Consider the following 13444-nt stretch of genomic DNA (forward strand, 5'->3'; position numbering starts at 1 on the left):
TCCACGAAAGGGTTTTGTCCGAATTGGAAGAACAACCGATTGCTTTGCGGGAGCTGAAGAAAGCCCGCGCCAAGCTTGCCCTCTATGAAGCCAGCCTTGAATTGATCGGGGAGAAGTCGTTTCGCGACGTGTACCTGGATGATATATGCCGGAAGGCGGAAGTGTCCAAGGTGACGTTTTTCAAGTTTTTCCGGCAGAAGGAGGACGTGCTCGTCTATTACATGAGAGTATGGCTTACGCTCCGGATCATCGAGCTGTCCGAGGAGCCGAAGCGGGGAATCGCGGCCGTAAGGCACTTGCTGCTTGCCGTAGCGGCAGAGGCGAAGAGGCGGTCCGGCTTGATGCTCAGCCTGATCAGCTTTTTGTCGGAAATGAGGATGCATCCGTGCATGCCGGAATTGAGCGAGGCGGAGATTTCTCTGCTGTTTCCCGAGCACAGACGGATCGGCCGTGAAGAGCCGAATTTGTTCCTGCTGTTTCAGCAGCTGGCGGAAGAAGCGGAAGCGGACGGGGAGCTGAGGGAAGGGATTACCTCCGAGACCGGAGCACAGCTGCTGCTCACGATTTTTTACGGCGGCTTTCTCACGGCTCATCTATACCAGTCGCAGGATGTGATGGAAGTGTACGAAGCCCACTTGCGTTTGTTGAGGCGGGACTAAGGCGGAGCTGCAGAGGGAGTTTGTAGACAAGCATTAGACGATAAAGGAGCGGGAAGACGTATGCCCCAGGTGATTCCGGGACGTTACATGGCCCAAAAGGATGGTTCGTTCGTCGTATTTATGATCGGGATGCGCATCAATAAGCTGTGGGCGGTTCACAAATGGCTGCCGGTCATGCAGGCGATGCCCAAGATGCTGAAGGAGCTGTACCAAAATCCCGATCTCGGTTTTTTATCGGCAAGCTATTTTATCTCATGGCGCGGTATTACAATCGTGCAGTACTGGAACTCCTTCGAGCAATTGGAGCATTACGCAAGAAAGGGTGCCATCCATATGAAGGCATGGCGGGAGTTTAACCAGAAGGTCGGCACGAGCGGCACGGTCGGCATTTACCACGAAACGTATATGATCGACGAAGGCAAGTACGAGTGCTTCTATAATAACATGCCCGTATTCGGACTGGCTCAGGCGGGCCGGCACGTTCCGGTAACCAAGAGGGCGGAGAGCGCGCGCGAGCGGCTTACCCATTCCCGGACCGGATCCGGAACTGGATCCGGAGCCGAAGCGGAGATGACATCAAAATAAAACACGCTCGAATAAAACCATTGACAACAAGATTCCGGTGTACAGCTCCGTATCCATCAAGAAAGAGCCGCTTCTTCAGGGAACATCCCTTAAGGAGCGGCTCTTTGTCCTGTCCGGACACTGATGCGAAAAGCTATGCCGGATAGGATATCAAGCTGACGGCCTGCGGCCTAACAGCAGGGTCACGACAAACAAGATCAGGAACAGCACGAACAGCACTTTGGCAATGCCCGCGGCTGCGGAAGCGATTCCCAGGAATCCGAAGACCCCGGCGATGATCGCGATGACCAGAAACAACAGTGCCCAGCTTAACATACGCCTCACCTCCCGGATTGGACCAATCGGTTTCACGTAAATTTAGCGATACGGTTTCAAGCTCCAGCTTCAGCTTACCAAATGCCTCCGGCAGGTCCGGAACGGTCGGACATGTACATCGGCGGCACGACGGTTTCATCGTTTCTTCGGAGATTTCTGCGGTAAGCTTCCTCGCGATCGTAGCGATCCGTGTCGTCATACCACGCCATCACGAGAATTTTACCCATGTCGAGCTCTTTCTCGAAATGATTGGACTCCGCTTCACTTAACCCAAGCGACTGCATTTTGGACCTTAGCTGGTCGCCCTTGGAACGGAACAAATTGGCAAAAGAGTTGGCGATACCTTCCTCATACAAGCCGACTTTGTTCGTGTTCATCAGATCGGCGAGACCTTCTGTCGTCTTGTCGTCATGGGCAAGCACGTAAATTTCCTCCAGCGCGTACCCTTCCCTTCGAAAGGCTCTGATTTCCTCAATCGCCTGCTCCTCTGTCATTACCAGTTTTACTTTGTTATCCATGGTAATCCCTCCTCAGAGTTATCGCGAGACGGCTTATCTCAATCGGTAAGCCCCCCGCTGATTTTGCGATGTTCCGCAAGCCGGATCGCCCCGGTGCTTGCTTAGAGTTCATCCAGTTGCTGGGACTGGCATGCTTCTTTTTAACCGTAACGGCGGGAGTTGAAACAAATCGCGGCTGTTTCAAACGGCCGGCCCAAGGTTACATAATTAAAGAATTACATTTATAATAGAGGATGGACACGCTTAAACATTAAGGGGATAAAGCCATGAACATTGTGATTGTGGACGACAATCCCGTCAATTTGATGGTGATTGAAAAAATATTGAAAAGCGTCGGCTATACGCATTTTATTAAGCTTCCCTCCGGACTGGAGCTGCTCGAGCTGCTGCATGCAGGAAGCGATGCGGTGCCTGAGGCGCCGATCGATCTCATTTTGCTCGATATGATGATGCCGGAGATGGACGGGCTGGAAACGTGCCGCCGCATTCAGGAGCACGAAAACTTAAGAGACATCCCGATTATCGTCGTTACGGCGATGGGCGATTCGAATTTGCTGGCGGAAGTGCTGGAAGCCGGAGCGAGCGACTACGTGATGAAGCCGGTCAATAAGGTCGAGCTGGTTGCACGGATCCGCGTCGCCCTGCGCCTGAAATACGAAAAGGACTGGCACAAGGAGAACGAAGCCCGCATCAAGAGCGAGCTGGAGCTGGCCAAACAGGTGCAGAGCAGTGTGCTGAGCCAGCCTATTGCCATGGATCGGCTGGATATTTGCGCTTCCTATCATCCTTCGTTCGAGCTCGCAGGCGATTTGTACTCATGGTACCGGATCGACGATCACCGTTACGGAATTATTTTGCTCGATATGATGGGACACGGTATTTCCTCCTCGCTTGTATGTATGTTCATCTCCTCGGTCATGCAGGACACCATCACCCGCTTCGTGTCGCCCGAGCTTGTCATTGCTGAGCTGAACCGCTATATGAATCAGCTGAACAACCGCAAGGACAACCCGATCAATTATTATTTCACGGCGATTTACCTGCTCATGGATACGTCGAACAGCACTATCGAGTATGTCAATGCCGGGCACCCTCCCGGATTGCTGTTTGAAGAAGGGAAGCCTGTCAAGCTGCTGGAAACCGGGAGCTGTGCCGTAGGCTTTTTCGAGCAGATGCATATTGAAAAAGAGCTGATCCAATATGAGCGCCCGATCCGGCTGTTTATGTTCACCGACGGTCTTCTGGAAGCGTTGGAGGAAGAGGGGCGCTGCGAAATGGACAAGCTGACGGGCTTTCTTGGGGCATCCCGTTCGGAGGAGAAGCTGGAAGCAATCGTAGAGCGGATCGTCCCGCCGGAGGTTTGGGACATGCAGGAAGACGATATTTGCATGGTCAGAGTGCAAGCAAGATAGAAGCAGGCGGGAGGAGACAAGAAGATGAAGATCAGAACCAAGCTGTTTCTTGGCTTCGGGACGCTGATGCTGTTAATGTTTATGCTGGCCGGCATCGGCATCAACCGGCTGGCGACGATAGATCAGAGCATGAAGGAAATATTCGACAACCGCTACATGAAAGTACAGCTCGCTTCGGAGCTGCGCAATAACATGACGGATTTGGCCAAGGTGATGGCCAATTTGCTGCTGAACGACAATCCTTCGGAAGTCGCCAAGCGAATGGAAGCGGTAAGGGCGACAAGCAGCAAGGTTACCAAGTCTTTGGAACAGATCCAAACCGAATTTAAAGGGATCAACGAGCAGCCGATCGTTGCGGATATAACCAATAAGGGCAGGAAATTTCTGGAGTACAAGGACGAAGTGACGAAGCTGTACGGAGCCGCCAAGCAAAATGATGCGTCGGAGCTTCGAAGCTCCGTAGGCGTGGCTGCGCAGGACGATTTCATGAATAGTATTAACGCCATGACCGACTATCAGGACAAGGCCATGAAGGAGGCGCTGCAGCAAGCTGAGGAAGAAAACTCGCGAACTTATGCGTATACAGCGGCATTGACGATCATAAGCCTCCTCCTAGGCATCGCGATTATGTTCTGGATTGTGCTGGGAGTGACCCGCGGGCTCGGGATGCTGTCGGGGATCATTGCGAATTTTGGGGCCGAGAAGGAGAATGGGAGCTGGCACGGCTCCTACCGGATCGATATTAAGACAACGGACGAGTTTGCCGACATCGCCCATATTTTCAACGAAATCGCGGAGGATCTGGAGGAATCGACGGCGAACGAGCGATCGTTAAGCAAGATGAATGCAGATCAGGCATGGATCGAGTCGAACATTTCGCACATTTCTACCGTCATGCAAGGGGCTCAACGGTACGACGAAATGGCGCAGGCCTTTATCGGGGAATTGTGCCGGATCGTCGGGGCCCAGAACGGAGCGGTATACGTTGCCGAATCGGATATGGAAGGCAAAACCGCAGTCAAGCAGCAGTACAAACTTAAAGGCGCCTATGCCCGTGCCGGAATGGCGGAATCGGCTCCGGCCGTTACGTTGGGTGAAGGGCTGATCGGCCAGTGCGCATTGGACGGCCAGCCTATCGACGTCAGGCAGGTGCCGGCTGATTATATCAAAATCAGCTCGGCTTTCGGCGAAATCGCTCCGCTGACATTAGCCATTCGCCCGGCGATTTCTTACGAAGAGGTGGTGGCGGTATTCGAAGTGGCTTCGCTCAAGCCATTCTCCGAATTAGAGCTGCAGCTGCTTGACCGCTTGAGCGATATCCTGGCGGTGACGATCCACCGCATCCGTGCCATGCTGCGCGTAGAGGAGCTGCTGCGCATTTCGCAGATGCTGACCGACGAGCTGCAAAGCCAGTCCGAGGAGCTGCTGACGCAGCAGGACGAGCTGAGAGCTTCCAACGAGAAGCTCGAGGAGCAGACCAAGGCGCTTCAGGTGTCTGAAGAGCTGCTGCAGCGCCAGCAGGAGGATCTGGAGCAGACCAACGAAGAGCTGCTGCGCAAAACGAGCCTGCTCGAGGAGCAGATCAAGGAGACCGAGGAGGTCAACCGGCAAATCGAGCAGGCTAAGGAAGCCCTTGAGAAGCAGGCGCTGGAGCTTGCTTTCGCTTCCAAATACAAGTCGGAGTTTTTGGCTAATATGTCGCATGAGCTGCGTACGCCTCTTAACAGCCTGCTCATATTGTCGCAGCTGCTGAAGGAGAACCGGGAAGGGAACTTGACCGCCAAGCAGGTGGAATATGCCGAGACGATATTTACTTCCGGTACCGATTTGCTGAAGCTGATCGACGATGTCCTCGATCTGGCCAAGGTCGAATCGGGGCGGATGGAGCTCCATACCGAGCATGTATTGGTCCGAGACATTATCGATTCGCTGCAAAAGTCGTTCATGCCGCTGGCGCGCAAGAAGCGGCTAGGTTTTGACATTCATATGGATGAAGCTGCGCCTTCGGAGCTGGTTACCGATAGCTTGCGGCTGCAGCAAATATTGAAAAACCTGCTCTCGAATGCGTTCAAATTTACCGCCCGAGGCAAGGTGGCGATACACGTCCGCCCTATGGCGGAAGACCCGTCGATGCTAAGCATTGCCATCGAGGATACGGGCATCGGCATTCCCCAGGACAAGCAGGCGATGATATTCGAGGCGTTCCAGCAAGCGGACGGAACGACAAGCCGCAATTACGGCGGGACCGGACTGGGGCTGTCGATCAGCCGTCAGCTGGCCGGACTGCTTGGCGGCTGCATCGAGCTGGAGAGCGCGGAAGGAGAGGGCAGCCGTTTTACGCTGTATTTGCCGATGACGCCGGACGCCTCATTGTATGGGGCGGCAAGACGGGAAGCGGCTCCGACAGTGGAAGCAATGGCGGAGACCATGATCCGTCAGCTGCAGCCGGAGAAGCCAGTGCCGGTCGAGTCACCGCAAACGCCATCGTGGACGGAGGAATCGCCGCAGCTGGCGGATGACCGCGATTCCATAGCCGAGAGCGATCGGGTGCTGCTGATCATTGAGGATGATGTCCATTTTGCGCAAATATTGATCGATACCGCGCGGGAACGGGGCTTTAAGACGATTGCCGCGCTTCAGGGCGATACGGGACTGCAGCTTGCGAAGGAATATAAGCCGGACGCCATCCTGCTCGATATTCAGCTACCCGTTATCGATGGCTGGTCGATTCTTGTTCACTTGAAAAACGACTCTAGCACGCGGCATATTCCTATCCACATCGTGTCGGTCGTCGATGAAATTCAGCAAGGCTTGTCGCTCGGGGCGATGGCGTATTTGCAGAAGCCTTCGAGCAAGGAAAGCCTTGAGCAGGCTTTTGTCCAGATCGAAGCGTTCCTGGATAAAGACTTCCGCAGGCTGCTGCTGGTCGGCAAGGACGAGCTGCAGCGCAACCGTCTGGTAGAGCTGATAGGGCACGACGATGTCCTGATCGTAAGCGCGGCGGACGGTCAGCAGGCTTGGAAGGAGCTGCAGGAGCAGCCTTTTGACTGTATGGTTATCGATATGGGGCCGACGGATTTGGCCGAATTCGAGCTGCTCGACCGGATTAAATCGGAGGAACGTCTGCGCCGGCTGCCGATCGTCATCTATACGGAGCACAAGTGGGAGCACAAAGAGAAGCTGCGGCTGAAGAAGTACGCGGAATCCATCATTATAAAAGATGTGAAATCGAAGGAGCGTCTGCTGGATGAGACGGCCATGTTCCTGCACAGAGTCGAAGAACATTTGCCGGAGGAAAAGCGCCGCATCCTTCAGAAGCTGCACAGCAAGGAAGAGGTGTTCGCCGGGAAACAGGTGCTCGTCGTCGACGATGACATCCGCAACGTCTTCGCCCTGTCGAATTTGCTGGAAAGCTACGACATGAAGGTTACGTTCGCGGAGACCGGCAAGCAGGCTATGGAACGCTTGGAGGAGAATCCGGACTTTGACCTTGTCCTTATGGATATTATGATGCCGGAAATGGACGGCTATGAAGCGATGCGCGCCATCCGCGGCAAGCCGGAGTTCGACCGGCTGCCGATCATCGCGTTGACGGCCAAAGCGATGAAGGACGACCGGGACAAATGCGTGCAGGCGGGGGCGTCCGATTATATAACGAAGCCGATCCATACGGAGCAGCTGTTATCGCTAATCCGCGTGTGGCTGTGTAAATAGCAGGTCAAGACGGTGTTGCAGGCAGAGAGGGGAATACATGTGGATTTTGACTTAGGAGTACCTGACATCAGAAGGCTTGGAGTCGGGTATTCCGATGATGAAACCGAGCGGGAACAAATCGAAATCGAGCTGCTGCTGGAGGGAATGTATCGTCTGTACGGCTACGATTTCCGCCATTACGCTTATCCGACGCTCCGCCGGCGCATATGGCACCGTATTTACGGGGAGCGGCTTGAGACCGTGTCCGAGCTCCAATCAAGAGTGCTTCATGACCGCAGCTGCATGGAGCGTCTCGTGTCCGACCTGGTCATCCATGTGACCGAAATGTTTCGCGATCCGGGCCTGTTCGCCTCATTCCGTAAGCACGTGGTGCCGGTGCTGCGGAATCTGCCTGCGATTCGCATATGGCATGCGGGGTGCTCAACGGGGGAGGAAGTGTACTCCATGGCGATCCTGCTGCATGAGGAGGGCTTGTACGAGCGGACAACCTTGTACGCTACCGATATGAACGAAGATGTGCTGGCCCGCGCGGAGCAGGGAATCTATCCGCTCACAAAAATGCGCGACTATACGAAGAACTATATACAAGCCGGCGGAACCGACGCCTTTTCCCGCTATTATACGACCAGCGAGGATGCGGCGGCGCTTCACCCGTTTTTACGCAAGAATATCGTATTTGCTCAGCACAATTTGGTAACGGATCGCTCGTTTAACCAGTTTCATATTATTTTGTGCCGCAACGTTCTGATTTACTTTAATTCAGAGCTGCAAAGCCGGGTGCACGATCTGATGTACGAGAGCTTGTACAAATCCGGAATTCTTGTGCTGGGCGACAAAGAGACGATTACTTTTACTAAGCATGCGCCGGAGTATGAAGCCGTGATCCCGCATGAGAAAATGTACCGGAAGATCAAATAGCAAGGATTCCATTCTGAACCAAAGGAGCACCGATAACAAGATGAAATGGAGAAACGTGTTATGAACGAAGCTGAAGCGATTCATATCATGCTTGTGGACGATCAGCCGGAAAATTTGTTGGCGCTCGAAGCGATGCTGGGCGATGAGCCTTACCGTCTGGTCAAGGCGAATTCGGGGGAGGAAGCGCTGCGGTGCCTGTTGACGCATGACTTCGCCGTTATCGTTATGGACGTGCAAATGCCGGGCATGGACGGGTTCGAAACCGCGCGTTGGATCAAGTCGCGAGAGAAGTCCAAGGCGGTCCCCATCATCTTTGTTACAGCGGCTTATCATGAGCAGGATCAATCGTTCACCGCCTACGAGGTCGGGGCTATCGATTATATGGTCAAGCCGGTGGTTCCGCATGTGTTCAAATCGAAGATCGCAGGGTTCGTCCATATTTATTTGACGCAGCAAAAGCTTCAGCAAAAGTCGGCGCTGCTACAGGAGCGGACCCGCGAGCTGCAGCTTGCCAAGGAGGAGGCGGAGCAGGCGGCTAGAGCCAAATCGGAATTTTTGGCCGTCATGAGCCACGAAATACGGACTCCGCTCAACGGCGTGCTGGCAATGGCCGATTTGCTTCTCGATACGGAGCTGGGAGCCGAGCAGCGAGAGTTTGCGGAGACGATCCGCAAGAGCGGGGCGTCCTTGATGATGGTTTTGAACGCGGTGCTCGATTTGTCCAAGATCGAATCGGGCAAAATGGCCATAGCCAAGGAGCTGTTCCATCTCCGCTCCTGTCTTGAGGAGTCCATTCACCTGTTCCAGCTGGAGAGCAGAAGCAAGTCTCTGGGTATCACCTGCGAGATTGATCCCGCATTGCCCGAGCTGCTTATAGGGGATGAAGGGCGATTGCGGCAAATTATTAATAATTTGCTGAACAACGCGCTGAAGTTCACCGAGCAGGGAGGCATCCATGTAGCGGCCCGCAAGCTGGCGCAGCTGGAGGACCATGAGCTGATGATCGAGTTCGCCGTGCAGGATACCGGCATCGGCATTCCTCCGGCGAAGCGCGACGTTCTGTTTAAGCCGTTCTCGCAGCTGGATTCTTCGACGACGCGCAAATATGGCGGGACCGGGCTCGGCCTGGCCATTTGCAAGAACATGACCGAGCTGCTCGGCGGCTCCATACGCTTGGACGAGGAATACACCGGCGGCGCCCGGTTCGTGTTCACGATCAAGAGTAGGGCCGGGGCGTTGGAGTAGCGGCGGAAGAGTAAAAGTGGAAGGCTTGGAATTGAGGCGGGGATAGCTCGGAATAATGGATTGTCTGGGCTGGAGTAGTGACGGGGAGTTTGTGAGTGGGAAGCTTGAAATTGAGGCGGGGATAGCTCGGAGTAGTGGATTGTCTGAGCTGGAGTAGTGACGGGGAGAGTATGAGTGGAAGGCTTGGAATTGAGGTGGGGATAGCTCGGAATAATGGATTGTCTGGGCTGGAGTAGTGACGGGGAGAGGATGAGTGGAATGTTTGAAATTGAGGTGGGGATAGCTCGGAGAAATGGATTGTCTGAGCTGGAGTAGTGACGGGGAGAGTATGAGTGGAAGGCTTGAAATTGAGGCGGGGATAGCTCGGAATAATGGATTGTCTGGGCATCAGAACATATAGCAGAGGGTAGAACATATTATGAAGTTTTTCGGAAGTACAAGTACAGGAGGCGACGGGTAAAACGGGTAAATGGAGTGAAGCGGTGTTCAGACTTACGGTGCATCAAAGTAGCACTAAAAGGAACAGAATTTCGTTGTATAAAACTATCGAGTATCCAGAGTACAGACCACCGTGCATCCCAGCAATAGAAGGAACGGAGAATCGGAACATGAGATCATCTGAGCTCCGAAGCATTCGAAAACAAATGCATAGGAGCAACGAGGTTACAAAGTAAGAAGTTACGGGTCATCGGAACTGAGTTTGGCAGCGCGCACCAATCAGCTTAAACAGCTCGCTGCAGCTCTGACCTGCATGAAGTTGTCAAAAAAAGGTCCAGATTCCGGGAGTCAACGATTCCGGCAGGCTTGCGGACCGTAGATCCGCTATTGCTCGAAATAAGGGGCAAAATGAGATCCTTGCGGACACAGGGTACGTTATTGTCCCTCTTTGCCTCATTTTCTCGCCTGATTTTGGCGAATAAGGGCTCCTGAGTCCGATACCATGCCGGAAACGGCGGTTTTTGGCGGGATAACGGATCTGGTGTCCGATCCCTGAACCCGATGCCTGGAACGCGACGCCCAGATCCCGACCTATGGAACCCAACCAGTAACGACGACCCGTGAATCCGGAACCGCGAATTCGAACCGGACCCGGCTGGACACGAACCCGAACCCGAACCGAACCCGGCTGGAGACGAACCCGAACCCGAACCCGAACCCGAACCCGAACCCGAACCCGAACCCGAACCCGAACCCGAACCGAACCCGACCTGAACCCGGCTGGACACGAACCCGAACCCGAATCGAACCCGACCTGAACCCGGCTGGACTCGAACGCGCTCCGCGCCCCTCCCCGACCGGACCCGACCCGGACCCGAACTGCGCCCCGCCCCCGAACCAAACCGACCCGATCCCGAACCTTACGGATAGCGCCTCTCAAGGCGCGAGTTAAGACAATTCACGGCGGTCGATCCGACCGTAATAATCAAGTACAAGCAAAGGGCTGCTCCTGAGCGGACGAGCCCCTCCCAGCTCCACCAGGATGCAACCTGTCCGGAGCAAGGAGGAGCCGTCCTATTCAGGAGACAGCCCTTTTTGATTTAGAAGAAAATAATATAGATGACCAGTGCGAGAACAATACGGTAAATAGCGAATGGAATGAGCTTGATTCTATTAATGAGCTTAAGGAAGAAACGAATGGAAATCAGGGCGAATACGAAGGAGCTGATAAAGCCGGCGATAAAAAACGGCAGCGCATCGAGCGTGAAATACTCCCAGTTCTTGAGCAGCGACAGGGCGCTCGCTCCGAACATGATCGGAACCGCCATGATGAACGTGAAATCGGCTGCGGCACGGTGGCTCAAGCCTAGCAGCACCCCGCCTGAGATCGTCGAGCCGGAACGGGAAAATCCAGGCCACAAGGAAAGGCATTGAAACAGGCCGATCGCCAGCGCTTGCTTGTACGTAATCTGGTCCGCCGTTTCCACCGTCGGCCGCTTCGGTCCGAATTTATCGGCCACAATCATCAGGATGGCGCCGATCACGAGGCCAATCAGTACCGTGGCTGACGAGAACAGGTGGTCGTCGATATAATCGTCGAACAGTACGCCGAGCACGCCCGCAGGGATTAATCCGACAATCACCTGCGACAGCTTCAACCGCTGCGTTCTCCGGCCTGCGCCGCTAGCATTTTGCATGCGTTTCAATCCTAACAGGTCCAGGAAACGGTCTTTAAAAATAATAATAACGGCCAGAATCGAGCCAAGCTGGATGACGATTTTGAATGTATTGGCAACATATTTGGTCAAAAATTGCTCCGACTGCAGCCACATGTCGTCGACGATAACCATGTGACCGGTAGACGAGACGGGAGCGAACTCGGTGAGTCCTTCTACGATACCTAAAATAATGGCTTTTAAAATTGTTAGAAAATCCATCTTGGTTAAGTTTCTCTCCTTATTTTCTATGGTATGCGAAACGGGTGCTAGGGCCGCAGGATGCCGCAGACACCCATACACATTGTAATCACTATTGGCGCGTCATACAAGCATCAAGATTCGATTGGCAATCATCTCCGAGCATGGGACGGCCTTAAGCAAGCCGCTCTACTGTTTACGCAGTCCTACAATAGACGAATCCTCATTCCGAAAACCCTCGCTGCCGGGTACCCCTCCTCCACGTATACAAAAGCTTCCAATGCGCAATATAACGTATAGTTCGGCAATAGGAGCGAGCCATAGCCTGCCTGCAGTCTGTTTTAGGAAAGAAGGTACGAGAATGAGTGATCAACCCGATGGGATGAAAGAAGGCTCACTGACGGTTACCGTCAAAAAAGAGATTTTAGCCGGCGCGGTCTCCTTTTTTACGATTGTCTATATTATTGCGGTCAATGCTTCGATATTGGAGGACGCCGGTATTCCGCTGGAAGCCGGCATTATGGCAACGGTGCTGACTTCTTTCGCGGGCTGCCTGCTCATGGGGCTGTGGGCCGACGCACCGATTATTCTCGTACCCGGAATGGGAATCAACGCGCTGTTCACTTTTACGATCGTTCAGACGATGGGGCTGACTTGGCAGGAGGCGCTGGGGGCCGTTTTCGTGTCCGGGCTGCTGTTCGCGCTGGTAGCCTTTACTTCACTCGCCCATACGATTACCGTTTCCATCCCCGACTCGCTGAAGGAAGCGACAACGGTGGGGATCGGGCTGTTTCTTACTTTTATCGGCTTGCAAAAAGGCGGAATTGTCGTCGGAAGCGAGACAACGTTCGTAGCGATTGGAAGCTTGGGATCGCCCCACACGCTGCTTACTCTTGTAACGCTGGTTATCGCACTCGTCCTGTTTATACGGAACGTTACCGGCAACTTTCTTATCACGATTGCGGCGGGCACCTTGTTAGCGATCGGTTTTGGACAGGCGGACATCAGCTCTTTGGCAGGCGCAAAGTTCACATTACAGCCTTATTTGTCCGTGGTGGGAGGATTGTCGTTCGGCAAAATAACTACGATCAGCTTCTGGATCGCTTCCTTTACGTTGGCGCTGGTTATCGTATTTGAAAATATCGGCATGGTTCACAGTCATTTGCGAATGGTCGGCGAGCCTGACAAATTCCGGCGCGCGCTGCAGGCCAACGCGATTTCCGTCATAACCGCCGGTATATTCGGGACGAGCCCCACGGTTTCTACGGTAGAAAGCGCGGCGGGCATTACGGCAGGAGGAAGAACCGGACTTACCGCGGTGACGACCGGGATGCTGTTTCTCGTTGCGATGTTCTGCATTCCCGTTATCAAGCTTATCCCGGACAGTGCAGTGGCGCCGGTGCTGATCATTGTCGGCGGACTCATGATCGCAGGCATCCAGCGGATCAACTTCAAGCAGTTTTCCGAGGGCTTTCCGGCGTTCCTCATCGTGGCGTTAATTCCGCTAACCTACAGTATTGTCGATGGCATGGCATTCGGTTTTATCGCCTATGTCATTTTGCGGATCGCGCTCGGCAAGGCAAAGCAGGTATCGCTGCCGCTGTATTTGATTGCGGCGCTGTTTCTTGTTAATTTTATTTTCCATGCCGTGTAGAAGTAAGGGTGCAGCAGCGATGAGCCCACTCCTGCTTGCCGGATGGAGGCGTGCCCGGCCGATCCGGGCT

Annotated in this window: 10 protein-coding genes; 7 read left to right on the plus strand and 3 right to left on the minus strand. The window is 53.9% G+C overall.

Translation table 11 applies throughout. The features are described from left to right. The first annotated feature begins 23 nt into the window (after positions 1–23). Together ACFQ88_RS20185 and ACFQ88_RS20190 are read left to right on the plus strand one after the other, a co-directional pair. Complete coding sequence (locus ACFQ88_RS20185) at positions 24–659, plus strand: TetR/AcrR family transcriptional regulator (protein ID WP_379456040.1); 636 nt, start codon at positions 24–26, stop codon at positions 657–659. 60 nt (positions 660–719) lie between these two features. Beyond that, positions 720–1244, plus strand: coding sequence for a DUF4188 domain-containing protein (locus ACFQ88_RS20190; protein ID WP_379456042.1), 525 nt, complete (start codon positions 720–722; stop codon positions 1242–1244). Positions 1245–1394: 150 nt separating this feature from the next. Here the strand turns inward: ACFQ88_RS20190 and ACFQ88_RS20195 are convergent, their stop codons facing one another. Both ACFQ88_RS20195 and ACFQ88_RS20200 read right to left on the minus strand, forming a co-directional pair. After that, a complete protein-coding gene (locus ACFQ88_RS20195; RefSeq protein WP_239631481.1) occupies positions 1395–1559 on the minus strand; it encodes a DUF1328 domain-containing protein in 165 nt (54 codons plus the stop codon). A 74-nt stretch (positions 1560–1633) separates the two neighbouring features. Next, entirely contained in the window at positions 1634–2077 is a 444-nt protein-coding gene (locus ACFQ88_RS20200; RefSeq protein WP_239631483.1) for a YflT domain-containing protein, read from the minus strand. Between the two features lie 266 nt (positions 2078–2343). Here ACFQ88_RS20200 and ACFQ88_RS20205 point away from each other — a divergent pair, with 266 nt between their 5' ends. Genes ACFQ88_RS20205 through ACFQ88_RS20220 form a run of 4 tightly spaced genes read left to right on the plus strand, consistent with a single transcriptional unit; the run spans position 2344 to position 9366 of the window. Then, the gene (locus ACFQ88_RS20205; RefSeq protein ID WP_379456045.1) at positions 2344–3489 is read left to right on the plus strand and encodes a PP2C family protein-serine/threonine phosphatase; all 1146 of its coding nucleotides are present in this window, start codon (positions 2344–2346) and stop codon (positions 3487–3489) included. A gap of 24 nt (positions 3490–3513) precedes the next feature. Beyond that, positions 3514–7203, plus strand: coding sequence for a response regulator (locus ACFQ88_RS20210; protein ID WP_379456047.1), 3690 nt, complete (start codon positions 3514–3516; stop codon positions 7201–7203). 39 nt (positions 7204–7242) lie between these two features. Then, complete coding sequence (locus ACFQ88_RS20215) at positions 7243–8121, plus strand: CheR family methyltransferase (protein WP_379456049.1); 879 nt, start codon at positions 7243–7245, stop codon at positions 8119–8121. A gap of 60 nt (positions 8122–8181) precedes the next feature. Further along, a complete protein-coding gene (locus ACFQ88_RS20220; protein WP_379456051.1) occupies positions 8182–9366 on the plus strand; it encodes an ATP-binding protein in 1185 nt (394 codons plus the stop codon). 1538 nt (positions 9367–10904) lie between these two features. Here ACFQ88_RS20220 and ACFQ88_RS20225 read toward each other — a convergent pair. After that, positions 10905–11741, minus strand: coding sequence for an undecaprenyl-diphosphate phosphatase (locus tag ACFQ88_RS20225; protein ID WP_379456053.1), 837 nt, complete (start codon positions 11739–11741; stop codon positions 10905–10907). 340 nt (positions 11742–12081) lie between these two features. On the opposite strand from ACFQ88_RS20225, the gene ACFQ88_RS20230 reads away from it, so the two are divergent. After that, on the plus strand, positions 12082–13374 hold the full coding sequence (locus tag ACFQ88_RS20230; RefSeq protein ID WP_239631494.1) for an NCS2 family permease: 1293 nt from the start codon (positions 12082–12084) through the stop codon (positions 13372–13374). Positions 13375–13444: the final 70 nt, after the last annotated feature.

The organism is Paenibacillus sp. NPDC056579 (assembly GCF_042793215.1).
Taxonomy (GTDB): Bacteria; Bacillota; Bacilli; order Paenibacillales; family NBRC-103111; genus Paenibacillus_S.